Origin of the sequence: Bacillus sp. USDA818B3_A (assembly GCF_009928415.1) — a bacterium.
Lineage (GTDB): Bacteria > Bacillota > Bacilli > Bacillales > Cytobacillaceae > Neobacillus.
This window is the reverse complement of record NZ_JAABNN010000017.1, coordinates 19,126-35,415: the sequence shown is the minus strand read 5'-3', so window position 1 is coordinate 35,415 and position 16,290 is coordinate 19,126. Positions and strand designations below refer to the sequence as shown.

Genomic DNA, 16,290 nt, shown 5'->3' with positions numbered 1-16,290 from the left:
TTTCCCTTTTTAGTAGAATCATCGGGCCTGACGACTCTATTAATTCCGCCGGTTTTTTGAATAATCCCGCCGGTTTTCCTGCTTTTTCCGCCGAATCCAACTTTAATTCCGCCTACTTCCGTCGCAATTCCGCCTACTTCTCCCTTAATTCCGCCAGACTAGCCATCCAAAGACTACAAAATCACAGCAGATACATCCACACCTTGCAGCTGCACCGGTGCACCAGTCTCCAGCGACCTCTTAGCCGCCTTCGCAATACGCTCCGCCTGCAATCCATCTCTCCCACTACAAATAACCTCTTTATTTTCCAAAATCGCCGCAACAAACTCATTCACTTCATCAATATAAGCCTGCGTATAACGTTCTAGGAAAAAGTACAACGGTTTTTCCTTTGACACATGCTGAGCAGTCGAAACCTCCACCGTATTCGCACGATTATTATCAGCTTGTGCGGCACCTTGATCCCCAAACACCTCAAGACGCTGATCATATCCATAAGCAGCCTGGCGGCTGTTATCAATCACACCAAGGGCGCCATTAGCAAATTTCAAAGTAATAATAGCTGTATCAATATCACCGGCTTCGCCAATCGCCGGATCCACCAGCACCGCTCCATTAGCAAACACTTCAACGACTTCACTGTCCATAATATAGCGTGCCATATCAAAATCATGAATCGCCATGTCCATAAAGAGCCCGCCTGATGTTTTTATGTAATCAATTCCTGGAGGTTCTGGATCACGTGAGGTAATTTTTAAAATATGTGGAACGCCAATATCACCCGTTTGGACAAGCTCACGAATCCTGCGGAAGTTAGGATCAAAGCGGCGGTTAAAACCTACCTGCAGCTTCACACCGGCTGCTTCAACCGCTGCGAGGGCCTCTTCCGTTTCTTCGACTGAAAAACTAACCGGCTTTTCGCAGAAAATATGCTTTCCGGCTGCAGCCGCTTCCATAATCAAATTAGCATGAGTCGTGGTAGGTGAACAAATGAAGACAGCATTGATTTCAGGATCATTCAAAATATCTTGGTAATTCGCCGTCAGTACTTCAATTTGCTTTTCCTTTGCCCATTCCTCCAGATGGCCAATGGCCACATCAGAAACACTTTTCAATCTTACACCTGAAATCCTTCTTAAATTATCAGCATGGATCTTTCCAATTCGTCCTGCTCCAATGATTCCAACAGCCAATGCCATATTCAACATCCTCCCTTTTATAGATTGCAGGAGTTAAGCGCTTAACCCCAACGGTCAAAAACCATCTTTCTGCAACCTCTTTCTATGATTGTTTTTGTATCATCCTTCACAAATGAAGTTAAGCGCTTAACCCCACCCTTAAAATGAAAGCTGACGAAACATTTGTCGGTCAGCTTTCCTTATTATGAATGTATATTTTTCACCGACTCCCGCTCAATGAGTGTAGGAGCAAGCATGATTCGATTTGCAGGCATTCCAGGATTCTCAATCGAATCCAGCAATTGCTCAATGGTATAGCTGGCCAGCTTGGCAATCGGCTGAGCGATCGTGGTTAAGCCTGGATCAGATATTTCCGCGTGGATGGTATTATCAAAGCCAATAATCGAAATATCATCCGGTACCGATACGCCTGCTTTCCGTGCCTCATTAATAAAAACGGCAGCAATTAAATCCGTGGTAGCAAAAACTGCTGTTGGCCTATTTTCCAAATGAAAAATTTGACTCGCAGCCCATTTCGCTTCATCAATCTTGGATTTAGCTTCAATCACCCGAACGTTCGCAGGGTTTACGCCTTCATCAGCAAGAGCTTTTGTAAACCCTTCTACACGGAGCCGGCTGCTCGCTCGTCGCGGTTCGGAAATGATGGCAAACGATCGGTGTCCCTTTTGACAAAGGTAACGTCCTGCTAGATACCCGCCCCTGATATCATCGGTTGTGACAACGTGGGAATCGAGCGCAAGATGATCAATCGAGAACAGGACGCAAGGGACATTTTGATCATTAAGATTTTTTAATTTTTTTACATCCTTTGGCTCAGTTGCGATGATAATTCCGTCGACTTGTTTTTTAATCAGCAGATCCAGATAATCATGCTCACGTTCCAGCTGATAATCAGTGCTGCACAAAATAATCGAGTAACCCATCTCCCGTGCATTATTCTCCAGTGCCCGGGCTACTTCCGCAAAGAATGGGTTAGCGATATCGGGAACGAGCACGCCTATCGTGAAGGTTTTTTTTCCCGTTAAAGCGGTAGCGACACTGCTTGGTTGGTACTTTAGGTCCTTCATAATTGCCAGAACTTTATTTTTGGTTTTTTCACTAATCCGACCTGTATTATTCAACACTTTGGATACGGTAGCAATCGACACATTGGCCTCTTTTGCTACGTCATAAATAGTAGGTTTCATGGCCTTCTCCCCTTCTCCCACTACATGAAGTCATTAAATCATTATACTATTTTGTTTAGTTGCTTAACAAACCCTTATGCTGCAGGACCTCGGATAGGAGAACAATGGCCAATGCCTGACCATAGGCAGTAGGTGCAATAATAATTCGCTTATAATCTTCCTTTTCCTTCCCGATCGCTGTACCGGCGGAAACATTTAAGACCGTTCCATCCTCAGCGATATTGGTCAAAATTGCTTCGACTGCCTTTCGGCAAACTCCTAGTAAGCTTGAGTCCAATAATCCTAACCGAATTCCTTTTAACATCCCTGCGGCAATGGCGCTCGACCCGGAAACTTCGGTATAGCTATCAGGATCATCCAGAAGCGTATGCCACAAACCATTTTCTGACTGCAATCCGACTAACCGGTCCACCTGGGCTTTAAAGGTGCCCGCCATCTTCTCATAAGCCTTAGGGGATATTTTACCTTTCAGTGTCTCGATTAATTCCGGGGCAGCTAAAGTGTACCAGCTGTTCCCACGGCACCAATACGCCTCACTAAAATGATGGTCATTCTCAAAATCATAGCCATGATAGAAGAGGGAATCCTCCTGATTGAACAAATGGTTTATATGAAGATTAGTTTGATAAGCAGCTTCTTCGATCCAAGCTTGGTTATTATATTTAACCCCCATTTTACTTAAGAACAATACCACCATAAACAAGGTGTCAATCCAGATTTGCCCTTCATTCAGCTTCAACTCACGTTTGGTATCACCGGAAGTTACATGTTGAAGCCCGTTTTCTTTTGTTCTTGGGGCCTGGTTGTAGACCCAGTCCACCCATTCCAGCGCGAGCGGCTCCATGTCATCAAAGTCCATTAGGGTTAGCATCGGTGCCGTCGTATTAATATTTTTCAAGGGTAAACCGCGCTCGATTTGATCTTCGGCCCATTTTTTCATAAACCCGTGATAATCGGGGAATTTTGGGTCTCCGCCTAGGTTTTTCAAACCCAGTAATCCAACTCCTTGAGGCCAATCCCACTCTTCCATTCCGAAGTCCCTTGGGAAGTAGCCGATTTTTTCAGCATCGCCCACTTCTTTTAAAGAATCTTCATTAGAAGGTCGTTTTAAATGCAGCAGCTGGTTAGTTATTTTTAACACAGATTCACGAACATCCGCTAGTACTTTTGTCACGATTCTTCACCTCACTTAATCTTTCAATCCGGAGCTAGCGCCTGTATCCATAATGTACCGTTGGAAGATGGCATATAAAATCGCCATCGGAAGGATCGATATAACAGAAGCAGATAGCAGCAAGACCCAATCAATATTGTTTGCCCCGACGATACTTCTTAACGCGACCTGAATCGTATACTTGTTTGGATCACTAATAACGATTAATGGCCAAATGTAGTCATTCCAGCGCCACTGGAAAGATAAAATGGCTAAGGTAATGACAATCGGCTTCGCGATCGGTAACATCAGTCTAAAAAAGATTCTGCCTTCACTGGCTCCGTCAATTCTGGCAGCTTCTATCAAATCATCTGGTACTGTCATGAAATACTGTCTAAACATGAAGATCCCGGTAGCTGTGTTGATGGAAGGAATAATTAATCCCCATAAACTATCATAAAGGTGGAGCTTTTGAATCACCATGAAGGTTGGATTCATGATTACTTCCGTCGGTAACATCGTCGTTGTCAGGATGCATAGGAAGAACACCGTCAACCATTTGTATCTGTATTTCGCCAAGGCAAACCCGCAGGATGCACTGGCAAGGATGGTCAAGGCTGTTGTTACCACAGTGACGATCAGCGTATTCCATACATATTTCATAAATTCCATGGTTTGCCAAGCATATTCATAGTTCTCAAATGAAAACTTTTTAGGAAAAATATGAAGCGGATAAGCAAATAATTCACTTCCCGGTTTAAAGGAACTTAATAAGAACCATAAAACAGGAACCAAGAACACAAGTGCTAATAACCCCATAATGGTAGTAAGGAGAACGGTTGTGAGCCTATTTCGATAAGTCATTGTTTACCCCTCTCTTCAACCTTTAGATTAATGACGGCAAAGATCAGCAGGATGATAAATAATATCATCGATACGGCACTGGCATAACCGATATTCTGATTGTTAAATCCTGTCTGATAAATATATTGAACGATAAACGTATTATCATTTCCTGGTCCGCCATTCGTCAGTGACTGGACTAGCGCAAATTCTTTCATAAAACCAATCGACGATAGCATGATGACCATAAACGACGTTGGCCTAAGGGACGGCAAAGTGATATGGAAGAACTTATGCCAGCCATTCGCTCCATCAATTTCTGCTGCCTCGTAATAGGATTTAGAGATGTTAAGCAGGGCGGAAATGAAGATCAGCATATTGAAAGCCGTTCCTCCCCATGCTGACGCAATCAAAACGGTTAATAGCGCTAAATTACCATCTGTAGACCAATGAACAGGATCAAATCCCATTAGTTGAATGATATAGTTGATAAACCCGAAATCTTCTCCAAACATCCAGCGAAAAATGACCCCTACGACAATTGGTGAAATCAGCCAGGGAAGGAAGAAAATGACCTTTGCCACTGACTTCCCTTTTGTATATTTGCTGACCAATAGCAGCGAGATGCATAAAGAACTTACGTACAATGTTGGGACACCGATAATCGTATACGTAAACGTCCGCCCAAGTGCTTTGTAAAAACTAGAATCGTGGAAAAGATTAATGTAATTTTGTAAACCAATAAAATGAGCCTCTACCCCAGCATAATCTGTAAAAGAATAATAGATACCCAGGATGGCCGGCCAAGCAAAGAACAGAGTAAATAAAACCATGTTCACGATGACAAAGGCCAGAGCCCATTTTTGATTTCGATCCTTTTTCCGTGGTGCTACTTTCTTAACATTTACTTGTTTGACACTCGAGTAATTCACTGTCAAATCGGTATCCGGCGTTATACTCGACTTTTTGATGATTGACATACAATTCCTCCTCCTTCATGGTCAATGTGCCAACCTGCTGATTCCGGTATGACCACTCTTCGTCCGTAATGTTAATTTCAGATTCCAACTGTTCCTGAATGAAATCATTAAAGGTCTTATGCTCATATTCTGAAGAACAGATACACACGATTTTGTGCGAAGTCCCGTAGGCCCGGGCTTCCCGATAAGCGACTGCTCCTTCTTTTATTCTTTCAAAGCCCTGGCTGAAGTAGATTCCCAGGTAGGTTTGATCCTTCCTTACAAACAGCCAATTTCCGTTTTCGATGATCTCATCCAGCTTCCAGAAAGGCAGATACGCATGAACGAATGGAAGGAAAGGTTCCTGTAACCGATATTCCATTAGCATGTATTGCTTATATTGGCGGATATTCGGGCTGATTCCATTTCCTGCCCAAAAGCTAGGACGGTTTTCTCCGCTATATACCGATTCTCCCGGATGATTAATCCAGATCTGGGTATTATCCTGTCCTAAAGCGATATTCATGGCATGCTGCTGGTGCCCTCTTTTAAAGGCGTTGAAATTGATTGCTGAGCTCATAACATAATTCTTCGTTTTGTAATTATAGGTATAGACCTTCTTAATTCCTTGTAAATACTGTGAAACAAGCGCCTTTGATTCGTCTTCGATAAAATTTTGCTCTAACCCAGGCGGTGTATAGTCTGAGATACAGAATAAGGTGGTCGATCTCAATGCATGATTTAAATTCCCTTTCTTCCAGGCGATAAAGGAAAGGTTCGCTACCTCTCCCAGCTCCATCGCCTTTAAATCATGTTCATATACTCGCCCGTAGGTCGTGGACATCGTTTTCCCCTGAAGATTAATCGCAATAATTTCAAAGGTGATATCTAAAGCTTTTTTAGCCAGATCCCTAATAGAGGCGTCCGGTGCCGATTCATAGAGACTGAAGAATCCGATTAGATCAATCGGCAGGTAGGTGGTTGAGTTCCATTCGGAGAAACCATAGTCGAAAAAGACGTCAAACCACTCCTCCAAGCGCTTTTTACCAATTTCATATTGTTCCATTCCGGTTCTGTTGCTTACGGAAAACCGTCTTTCTGGATACATATGGCCGGAAAGGTATTGTGAAATATGGAAAAGCAAGGCATGATTTTCACTGAAATACCACATCACATCGTTTCCAGGCTCATCGATCCAATATCTGAAATGAACGGCAAGCTCCTCGATTTCACGATGAAAATCGGCTGGGATGATGTCTTGATACTTAATCGTAAACCCAAGCAATGGAGCGAGCCTGAAATCGGCACAGTCGCCCTTTTTCTCAATCTCGTTAAAACAGCTTTTAATATGTTTGATCGCACGGGAATCGACGGTACCATTGAGGTGTGCCAAGGCAATCCCCACATTTAAGTCAAGCGAATCCCTTTCCGTAAAGAACTCCAATATCTCCTTCTTTCTTTCGGGCAGATTATTTGAAAAGGATTTGGAGGAATAATCATTGGCCAGAATGGATGAAACCATTCTTCTGCTAATCTCCACTTCACCATCCACCACGACGCCAATATCAAAATAAGCGAGCCCATTGGAGGAAAGTTCACTGATTGGCATCAGCGTAATCTTGTTTTCATCCAGGTTATTCACCTGAAAGAAATAATCATAAGGTGATTCTGTATCCTGATCAGATTCTTTTACTAAGACCGGATTTAATAAATGATTGCGATTGACATTCACAAACAGCTGGGGAAACAGATCGATATGCTCTGAATCAAGATAGATTTCCAGGCTGCCAGAATCATAGAGATCTTTTGAAAAATAAAAAGAGGTTAACAATTCTTCTGCTTTCTTTATTTTTTCAGGAGATGCTTTGACAGGAATGTAGGCCTCTAACGTCCGCTCGCCCGTATAGCGCAGTTCCATGAAATAATTGACATCTCTCTCTGCCAGATCATCCATATAAATAACGATCTCATTCGTTCCCTTTTGCAGGTTCAATTGAATTTGTGTATAGGAGGCTAGATTTCTTGTATAAGGAGTATAGCTAATCTGTTTACTATTGTTGACCCAAATCTCTACACTGCCGCATGTACTGAGCGTAAAAGGGAGAGTTTCTTCCTTTTCTGTAACGACATAGGTTTTACCGTAAACACTTAACATGTGTGGAGTTGGAATAAAAGAAGAAAACTCAAAGCGTGTGTTTTCAAAAGGGAAATAAATATGCTGGAACGCTGAATCGGTCATTTGGATCTCTTTATTTAGACGCTCTTCTAAAAATTGTTTTCTGCCAGGATAGACAATTTGTACATATTCCTCTGTCAAATTAACAGGCTGCTCAAACGTATCTTTTTCAGATTCATAGGGTTCGATGTTTAAATCAGTATATATCCAGCGATTCATCGCTTGGTTGGGTTGAACTTGATATGTATAGCGTTCCATTATGATACCTCACTTAATAGGGAGGGAATATGGAAAAACCAGTATTCCCTCTCATGATTTATTATTTTGCGTATTGCTCTGTAAAAGTCTTTTCAACATTACTAATCGCTTGGTCAACAGACTCTTCTTTATTTAAAACTTTTATGACTTCTTGTTTTAGGGCATCTACAGCTTGTTTATCAGAAGTTAGCTGTAATTTATCATTGACAGATCTTGCTACTGCTGCAACTGGATCAGAAGAGCTGATTTCATTGCGGTAAACATCATACGCACTTGTAGCTATCTCGCTTGAATTGTAATCAACCTCCGCTCCCTCCACTACTGGAAGATAGCCGCCTAAACCTGCCATTTTTGCATAATTTTCTTTTGTATATAACCAATCAATAAATTTCTTTGTTTCCTTCTCTACCCCAGATCCTTTGAATTGGATAACATAGTTACCGCCTAGGTTAGTAGAACGAACCTTTTCGTATGGCATATAAACAGATTGCCATTTGAAGTTTTTAATATTTTTGTCAAAATCTTTTAACTGCCAGTTACCAGAATAATAGGCCGCAACCTGTCCGCTCTTAAACATAGCGGATGCATCCTGTCCAGATAACCAAACAGAGGTTGGCATGATTTTGTTGTCATTTAACTTAACGAAGGTTTCCAAACCTTTTTTGGTTTCAGCATTTGTGGTATACTTTCCGTTTTCATTCACAAATCCTTTACTTCCAAATTGGTATAAGAATGAACTTAAGCGGTGTGAAGATGGATCCATAACTAAGCCGTATTTTGCATCTGTTTTATCAAGGACAATCTTTAAATCACTGATAAACTCGTCCCAAGTCCAAATATCTTGTTCACTTGTCGGAACTTTTACACCGGCTTTATCAAATAAATCCTTATTAATATATAAGCCGACAGCAGTTAAATCGATTGGAATAGCTACAGCCTTATCATCGATGGTGATGGCTAAATTTTTGTCTACCCCTTTACTGTCCATTGTGGAGCTCAAGTCCGCCAATTTATCTCTCCAAATTGGGCTGAAGCCTGTCACCCGTGCTAATGCAGGCGGATTACCAGATTTGACCATGTTTGTCATCCTTGTAACAAAGTCACTGTACGGCACATCAACAACTTGAACATTTACTCCAGTTTCTTTTTTATATTCCTTGGCCATTTCTGTTAAAGCGCCACCTTCAACCGTATCCCCTGATACAAAAAACTGGATTTTCTTAGACCCTGATGAGGCCTTTTCTGAACCTGAACTGGAATTCGAACATGCTGACACAACTAGAAGCAAGCAGGATAACAATAAAGCCAAACCTAATTTGATTTTTTTCACTCCATCCACCTCTTTAAAATTATGTAGAGTAAGCGCTTTATACATAAACAAATAGAAAATTGCTGAAATTCCCACAAATACCATTTTATTACGGGAAAGCGCTTACCTTGTGTCTATTATATTCCATGCCCATACCGTTTTCAATACATTTTTAAAATTCTAATAACTTTTTAATCTTTTAATATTACTATTTATAGTAATCCTCTAAACATATAGACTAATGGTAAAAGCATTACAAAAGCCCTTCTATTAAAAAAAATGAAAGGAAAAGATCCTAATTAAGTTTGTTTATGTGACTTGTAATCTGGTACCGCATAAATTTGGATATCTGAATAGGGGTAATCGCTTAACTTAATCACAAAAAAGTTTGCATGAGTAATTGGGAAGCATGAGAACCGTCCCCTCGCTCCTATTCAATGTAAAAAGGAGAGACAAATATGAAGTTACGATATAATCGGCCGGCTAAATCATGAAACGAAGCACTTCCGATTGGTAATGGACGCCTCGGTTCCATGGTTTATGGCGGAATAGAAAAGGAACATTTGCAATTGAATGAGGATACCTTATGGTCAGGGGCACCAAAAGATACGAATAGTCCAAAGGCAAAAGAGATTCTGAAGGAAGGGAACTGTTCCATGCTGCCCGAAGAAGTCCGGAAAGAAGAGGTGATTATGATACAGGTTGGAGTCTTGCCTGGAAAATTTGTTTGTGGGCACGATTTAAAGATGGAGATCGAGCTCATACATTAATTTCTAATCTTCTTCAGCTCGTGAATGAGGAGAACAGCCAGAGTCAAAAGGGCGGCGTGTATTCTAATCTTTTTGATGCGCATCCTCCTTTTCAAATTGATGGGAATTTTGGATTTACAGCAGGACTAGCCGAAATGCTCATGCAGTCACATACCGATAAAATCCAGCTGCTGCCTGCTCTGCCTTCTGTCTGGCCAAATGGATCTGTTAAAGGGCTAAGAGCACGCGGAGGATTTTTCCGTTTTTATCCAAAGCTGGATTGGAAAAGGGATTCAGCTATACGCTGAACCCCCATCATCCTTATAACTTTGCAACCTTTATATATTACCAAATTATCACAGCTATTAATATGCTGCTTTTTGACTAGATCACAGGGAGAGTTTCAAGTTTCTAAATACTCCATTTGTTCTTACCTTCTATCTATCCTTAATGAACTATGTGCACACAAAAAAGGGACTCCTAAGAACCCCTTCGTTTGTGGAATGGATTGCATAATCCCTCCGTTCTTACATAAATTTTCATTATAGTAATCTCCTACTCTTTTATCCAAACAGATCAATATTAACAAGATCAGGATGGAAATACACATCATTAATGCGGAATCTACTGCTCATCTTTGAATTTCCATCCTTTTTGTTCTTTGTTTTTCATAATCATATCTAACAATTGGTCAGGACCTTTGTATTTAATAAATTCTTGAGGAGGAGTCTGTGCTCGATTTCCATACAGCTTGTTCAGTTCAATTTGTTCTTCCTCGGTTACTTCATTTTCCTCTGCATCTGCACTTTCAACGAGTTCGATTTCCACTGCGGTAATCGCCCTTAAACGACTGCGTAAAAGCGGCGCAACCTTTGATAACGTAATCAAATCACTCGCTTGTAAATGCTGAATTAAGTCCATCATTTCGTTCTTGTCTTGTTTTTCCATGGCATTAAAAAGTTGATAAATTTTCTCTGCTTTATCAGCTGTCGGCATAATCTCACCCCTTCACATTATTGTGTCTTACTATAATACAATTTATCGATGAAAGAAGAAAGTAATGGAAAATGCAAAAGAACCCGGTCAAAACATGCGGATTCATCCATACGATGCTGCCACTATTATGTTTTATGAATGACATGTCATGAAACGTTCATCTGATCTTCATCAATCGTAACTAAATCAACGGTAAACACGAACAGCCTGTATCCCAGGGCAGCTCCCAATGTATTTAAAATGACATCATCAATATCTGTCAGACGATCAGGATAGATAATTTGAGCACACTCAACCGTTATTGATAAGAGTGCTCCGATTAGTATGGCTTTGTAAATCGTGTTCACCTTTCTCCAACTTAGTGGTAATAGAAAACCAAATGGCAGAAAGAGAATAATATTACCTGCAATGTTTAGGATGATATCATATAACGATTTATGAAAGAGAATTCTTGTGATGATTTTAAATGGAATGAAGTTGTATCTATGCTCCCTTGTTCCAGTAGGGTCAGCAATAAGGGTTAAACTGATAATGAAGACAATGGCCAATAAAAATAAAACATGAACGAGCCTTTTCTGAATGATCATTTATAACTCCCGGAAAATTTTTACTACTATCTTACCATATTTGCAGATTGACAATATTAAAAAATGCTTAAATCTAAAAACAGGTGAATCATCCCCTGGATTCACCCTGATCCAAAATAAAGAGAAGTAAGCAAACGCCCCACTTCTCTTTCAATCTACTTTTACCCCAACTTTATCTGTTGCCCACTGCAACTCCTAAGCTTAAGTTCGGTTTGAAAATAGAATAAACCATTATCCTCTTCTGCTTTTCTTTCCACACCTAATGCAGATACCAGAGTAATAGTTATACTTATGTCTTTTTTGGAAAAAACAAATGATGGCTTTTAACTTCATCGCTGAATCCTCCGATAGGTTCAATTTACCAACAAGTCTATCAAAAGAGTAAATAATTCGAAACAGAAAGAGCCAAATATTTACAAAGTTCGTTCGAAAGTAATAGTTTTAGAATAGGTCTATGGACTATTTTTGGTAAATAAAGTAAAATAGTATTAAATCTTAAGTAAGGTTTTCGTAATAAAGTCCCAACTTGAAAGAAAGAAGCCGCTATATCTTTGACTAAAAAAGTCAAAGATATAGCGGCTTTTTCGTTTCCCTATTAAACAGTAGCTCTATTGAATGATACTTAGCAGCTTGTATGCTTCTTCTCTTGTTGCAACCTTCAATAATTGTTCTCTAAAACCTTCATCCATTAACTTACGTGAAAGCATTTGTAAAATCTTTAGATGTGCATCTCCTGCTGCTTTCTCTGGTACAGCAATCATAAAGATCAATTTTGCAGCAGTGCCGTCTAAACTCTTCCAGTCCACACCATCACGCTTGATCCCGAAGGCAACCGCTGGGCGGCTAACGGCATTTGATTTACCATGAGGAATAGCGATATTCATACCTAAACCGGTTGAACTTTCACCTTCACGATTTAAAATAGCTTGTTTAAATGCCTCTTTAGAGCTTAAAATTCCGGCTTGATCAAATTTAGTAATTAGTTCATCAATCACATCGTCACGAGTAGATCCAGATAAGCAGATATCAATTAGTTCTATATCTGTAATATCTGTTAATTTATGAATTTCCGTATGAATCGTCGTTTCTACCTTTTCTTGTCTAACAGGCGCGCTCACTTTAGCAACTGGGTCAGCGCCGGCTGCAACAGGAACAGGACCTTCTACATTCTTCTTCAAAGCAATAACCATAAATGCTGTAACAATCACTCCAAGAATCACTGCAACGAAAAACATAACCACATGATCTACCGCACCTAAAACGGCCACAATCGGACCACCATGCGCGACTCTGTCACCCACACCGGAAAGCATGGCAACCACAGCACCGACCATCGAACCAACGATAATACTTGGAATGACGCGAAGTGGATCCTGAGCAGCGAATGGAATGGCACCTTCAGTAATCCCGAATAATCCCATCGTAAACGATGCTTTACCGGCATCTCTTTCGGTTTGACTAAATTTACGCTTATTAATAAACGTTGCTAGACCTAACCCAATTGGCGGAATACAAATCGCTGCCGCAATCGGTCCCATAATTTCATAGTTTCCTTCACCAATCATCGCTGAACCGAACAAAAATGCTACCTTATTGAAAGGTCCACCCATATCAATCGCAATCATGGCACCAAGGATCATGGCTAAAAGAATCGAGCTTCCACCTTGCATACCTGCAAGCCAGCTTGTTAAAGCAGCAAACACACTTGCTACCGGATGGCCAATAACAAAAATGAATAATAATCCTACAATCACACTTGAGAGAATCGGAATAAAAATAATCGGCATAACCGGCTGAACAGCTTTCGGAACCTTAATCTTCTTAATAGCAAGAGCTACATAACCCGCTAAGAAACCAGCGATGATTCCACCGATAAATCCTGCACCTGCTGTACTTCCATAAAAACTGCCATTAGCCGCAATATAACCGCCAATCATACCTGGTACTAATCCTGGACGGTCGGCAATACTTACCGCAATGAAGCCTGCTAGGATAGGTATCATGAACATAAAGGACGTAGCACCTAAGCTTTCAATATGCTTCCAAAATGAACCATCTGGAATCTTAATCCCACCTGGTGTTTGTTCACCGCCAAGGGTTAACGCGATGGCAATCAATAATCCGCCAACGACAATGAATGGAACCATGTACGAAACCCCATTCATTAAGTGCTTATAAATCGGATTTTCCTTTGAGCTGCCCTTTTTAGCGCCAGCAGCTGCAGCAGCCTCTGGCTTATAAACCGGTACATCCCCAATTTGAATCCGCTTAATTAATTCTTCAGGTTTACGAATACCTTCTTGGACACCGGTTACAATCACTCTTTTACCGGCAAAACGGTCCTTGGGAACTTCTTTGTCTGCTGCAATAATAATTCCATCCGCTTCCGCAATTTCCTGATCGGTTAAAGCATTTTCTACCCCAATGGAGCCTTGTGTTTCTACCTTTATTTCGACGCCCAACGCTTCACCCGCTTTTTGAAGATTCTCGGCGGCCATATACGTATGAGCTATACCAACTGGACAAGCTGTAACAGCTAATATTTTCCCCATTTTGATTCCTCCAGTATTTAAATAATAAGTAATCGCTTACTTATATAGTAAACCCTTCTTGTCCAGTTAATTTTTTAACTTTTTACCATAGGCTGCGGTAAATTTTAATTAATTAAAGGGTGAACAAATCCGTCCACCCTTTTCGTCTTATTCATTTTTCTCGATAATAGTAATGAATTCTCCATAATTACTCACAGCCGTTAACGCATGGACAATCAATGGCTTTTCACTAAGCGAGGCAAGCTTTCCAATAATCCCACGGATCTTACTCTGATTTTCTTTAGCGATTGCCAGCATAAAGACAAGGGATACTCGTTCATTCCCCCACTCCAACCGTTCTTTCAGAGTAGCAACCGCAATGGCAGACTGATGGACGAATGACGGATCTCCGTGTGGGATAGCGATTCCCCCGCCGATCGCTGTAGCTGAGTTCCTCTCTCGATTCACTGCACTATGGATATACTCCTTACTGACCAAGCCCTTTTGATAGAGAGCATCGGCAAGCATTTCAACCAATTCATATCGATGTACTTTATTTACATTGAAAAGCACAAGCTCTTCATCAAGGAGTTTCGAGAAAACACTTGGCTCTAAGTATTGGTCTTGTTTCTGCTTTAACTCCTCAACAAACTGACTTAACTTTTTCTTGTCCTCTTGACCAAAAAGCGGCGAAATCACAATATGTACTGTCTCTACCTTTTCAAGTGGTACAGTTGAAATAATAAATTCTATCTGATGATGGTGTAAGTACTCCCTAACATCCGCTTTGCCAATGCACGCGATAATTTCAATATCTTGATACTGCTGTTCAATCTTTGCCTCTAACAAATGGGACATACCAATTCCCATATGGCAGACGATGAGAGCCTTCTTCCTTCGGTCACTCTGCAGCCCTAGCCTTTCCACTGAGGCTTGAAAGTGAAGAACAATATAGGCTGCCTCATCTTCAGGAATGTCGATTTGCTCATTTTTCGTAACATCCTCGAGCGTGATCATCACCATATGAAACATATAGGGATACATTTTTTTTATATTAGAGAGCAATGGGTTGGTGATGGGAAAGCCAAATTGAAGGCGATGGATGACGGAATGCATATGAACAGATAGTCCATTGATTAAGATTTGATCTGCTTCAAATGGGACGTTCGTCAGGTTCCCCATTTTGATCATAAGCTTCTTTACAATCCTATGGATATCTTCATCGATCTGCAGGAGCTGGTCCATTCCCTCTTCGGTCCGTTTGCTGCTAATCAGGTGCCAAGTAAAATAAACCCGTTCCTCCTGGGGGAAGGTTAATCCGAAACTAGCTTCTAGAATATCAAATAACCATTTGGTATATTGATATTCTTTTCGTTCATAGGCGGTTGCCTTTTCAGATTCCTCAACATATACAGGTGATCGCTGCCGGGTCCGTTTGATCATAATAAGGGCATGCACCAGTAAACTATCCAGAGAACTATCCGTAATAGGAAACGAAAACGTTTCTGTCATATCCCTAAGTGATTTCCTGACAATAGATATCTCATAGGGTAAAAATAAATCCAACACCACGTTTTTCCCTTGGGCAAGAGTAGAAATAAGCTCGGACAAATGAGCTAAGGCATTTCGCTTCTGTAACTCTGATCCCTTGGCTATATTACCAACCCGTGGCTTTGATATAAGCTCAATTCCATAACGCTTAAGCCAATGATCAATCATCTCGATATCCTTTTTAATGATCCCTTTAGGCACATAGTATCGATCAGCCAAAGATTGTAAGGTGATAGCATGGCTGCTGGTTAACAGCATATAAGCGATTTCAAACAGCCGCTCCTCATTTGTTTTGGGTTCGCTAGAAAGTAAACCCTGCATGATTTTCGAACGATCTTCTTCCTCACTTTCAATGGATATACCAAAACCCGGCTTACGAATTAGCTTTGCACTAGGAAAATCCTGCAAGTATTCTTCCAGCCTGTCCAAATCATTCCGTACTGTTTTTTCCGCGCAATTCAGTTGTTCCGAAAGATCTTTAATATGCCATACATCTTCCTTGTGAACGAGTAAAATTCTAAGTAATTCCTTTTGTCTATTATTCATTCATTACACCTGCTTAAAAATAAAACATATATAAGAGTTTATCGTTATTTTTGCTTGTATTCAAATGGATAAATAGCGGCAATCTAGTCCTTTTATCCCGTCATTTTTTTTTAAAAAGACTCAGTCATTTTCTCCTATTGACTATGTAAACGGTTTCAATTATAGTTAATGAAACAAACCAGTAAGAAATAATAGGGATCTACAACCGTGCATAGGAGTGGATAAACATGGACGAGCAAGGAAATC

11 protein-coding genes and 2 pseudogenes are annotated in these 16,290 nt (G+C 40.6%); 2 read left to right on the top strand and 11 right to left on the bottom strand.

What is annotated here, in order from left to right; genetic code table 11:
• Positions 1–173 precede the first annotated feature (173 nt).
• From iolG to GXK58_RS20505, 7 genes are all read right to left on the bottom strand, one after another.
• Positions 174–1,199 (bottom strand): inositol 2-dehydrogenase, encoded by a 1,026-nt coding sequence (gene iolG, locus GXK58_RS20535; protein ID WP_160725049.1) that lies wholly within the window; start codon positions 1,197–1,199, stop codon positions 174–176.
• Positions 1,200–1,381: 182 nt separating this feature from the next.
• Positions 1,382–2,386, bottom strand: coding sequence for a LacI family DNA-binding transcriptional regulator (locus tag GXK58_RS20530; protein ID WP_160725048.1), 1,005 nt, complete (start codon positions 2,384–2,386; stop codon positions 1,382–1,384).
• Positions 2,387–2,441: 55 nt separating this feature from the next.
• Entirely contained in the window at positions 2,442–3,560 is a 1,119-nt protein-coding gene (locus tag GXK58_RS20525; RefSeq protein WP_160725047.1) for a glycoside hydrolase family 88/105 protein, read from the bottom strand.
• 15 nt (positions 3,561–3,575) lie between these two features.
• A complete protein-coding gene (locus tag GXK58_RS20520) occupies positions 3,576–4,403 on the bottom strand; it encodes a carbohydrate ABC transporter permease (protein ID WP_160725046.1) in 828 nt (275 codons plus the stop codon).
• Entirely contained in the window at positions 4,400–5,362 is a 963-nt protein-coding gene (locus GXK58_RS20515) for a carbohydrate ABC transporter permease (protein WP_160725045.1), read from the bottom strand. Before GXK58_RS20515 ends, GXK58_RS20520 begins: the two co-directional genes overlap by 4 nt.
• A complete protein-coding gene (locus GXK58_RS20510; RefSeq protein WP_160725044.1) occupies positions 5,280–7,775 on the bottom strand; it encodes a hypothetical protein in 2,496 nt (831 codons plus the stop codon). Before GXK58_RS20510 ends, GXK58_RS20515 begins: the two co-directional genes overlap by 83 nt.
• 61 nt (positions 7,776–7,836) lie before the next feature.
• Positions 7,837–9,105 carry an ABC transporter substrate-binding protein gene (locus tag GXK58_RS20505; protein ID WP_237389731.1) on the bottom strand — a complete coding sequence of 423 codons (1,269 nt, stop codon included), beginning with the start codon at positions 9,103–9,105 and terminating at the stop codon, positions 7,837–7,839.
• 512 nt (positions 9,106–9,617) lie between these two features.
• On the opposite strand from GXK58_RS20505, the pseudogene GXK58_RS27765 reads away from it, so the two are divergent.
• Together GXK58_RS27765 and GXK58_RS20495 are read left to right on the top strand one after the other, a co-directional pair.
• Positions 9,618–9,668, top strand: a pseudogene (locus tag GXK58_RS27765) (hypothetical protein); the annotation flags it as partial.
• Positions 9,669–9,730: 62 nt separating this feature from the next.
• Positions 9,731–10,090: pseudogene (locus tag GXK58_RS20495) on the top strand (glycosyl hydrolase family 95 catalytic domain-containing protein); the annotation flags it as partial.
• Between the two features lie 367 nt (positions 10,091–10,457).
• On the opposite strand, the gene GXK58_RS20490 reads toward GXK58_RS20495, so the two are convergent.
• The 4 genes from GXK58_RS20490 to GXK58_RS20475 form a co-directional block, all read right to left on the bottom strand.
• Positions 10,458–10,829, bottom strand: a complete 372-nt coding sequence (locus tag GXK58_RS20490) for a hypothetical protein (protein WP_160725042.1) — start codon at positions 10,827–10,829, stop codon at positions 10,458–10,460.
• 146 nt (positions 10,830–10,975) lie between these two features.
• Positions 10,976–11,416, bottom strand: coding sequence for a VanZ family protein (locus GXK58_RS20485; protein WP_160725041.1), 441 nt, complete (start codon positions 11,414–11,416; stop codon positions 10,976–10,978).
• 608 nt (positions 11,417–12,024) lie between these two features.
• The gene (locus tag GXK58_RS20480; RefSeq protein ID WP_160725040.1) at positions 12,025–13,968 is read right to left on the bottom strand and encodes a PTS fructose transporter subunit IIABC; all 1,944 of its coding nucleotides are present in this window, start codon (positions 13,966–13,968) and stop codon (positions 12,025–12,027) included.
• Between the two features lie 147 nt (positions 13,969–14,115).
• On the bottom strand, positions 14,116–16,044 hold the full coding sequence (locus GXK58_RS20475) for a BglG family transcription antiterminator (RefSeq protein WP_160725039.1): 1,929 nt from the start codon (positions 16,042–16,044) through the stop codon (positions 14,116–14,118).
• Between the last annotated feature and the right edge of the window lie 246 nt (positions 16,045–16,290).

Excerpts from the sequence above, each read along its gene's own strand:
- GXK58_RS20520 (WP_160725046.1), bottom strand. The coding sequence starts at position 4,403 with ATGACTTATCGAAATAGGCTCACAACCGTTCTCCTTACTACCATTATG.
- GXK58_RS20485 (WP_160725041.1), bottom strand. The coding sequence starts at position 11,416 with ATGATCATTCAGAAAAGGCTCGTTCATGTTTTATTTTTATTGGCCATT.
- GXK58_RS20515 (WP_160725045.1), bottom strand. The coding sequence starts at position 5,362 with ATGTCAATCATCAAAAAGTCGAGTATAACGCCGGATACCGATTTGACA.
- GXK58_RS20490 (WP_160725042.1), bottom strand. The coding sequence starts at position 10,829 with ATGCCGACAGCTGATAAAGCAGAGAAAATTTATCAACTTTTTAATGCC.
- GXK58_RS20510 (WP_160725044.1), bottom strand. The coding sequence starts at position 7,775 with ATGGAACGCTATACATATCAAGTTCAACCCAACCAAGCGATGAATCGC.
- iolG (WP_160725049.1), bottom strand. The coding sequence starts at position 1,199 with ATGGCATTGGCTGTTGGAATCATTGGAGCAGGACGAATTGGAAAGATC.
- GXK58_RS20475 (WP_160725039.1), bottom strand. The coding sequence starts at position 16,044 with ATGAATAATAGACAAAAGGAATTACTTAGAATTTTACTCGTTCACAAG.
- GXK58_RS20480 (WP_160725040.1), bottom strand. The coding sequence starts at position 13,968 with ATGGGGAAAATATTAGCTGTTACAGCTTGTCCAGTTGGTATAGCTCAT.
- GXK58_RS20530 (WP_160725048.1), bottom strand. The coding sequence starts at position 2,386 with ATGAAACCTACTATTTATGACGTAGCAAAAGAGGCCAATGTGTCGATT.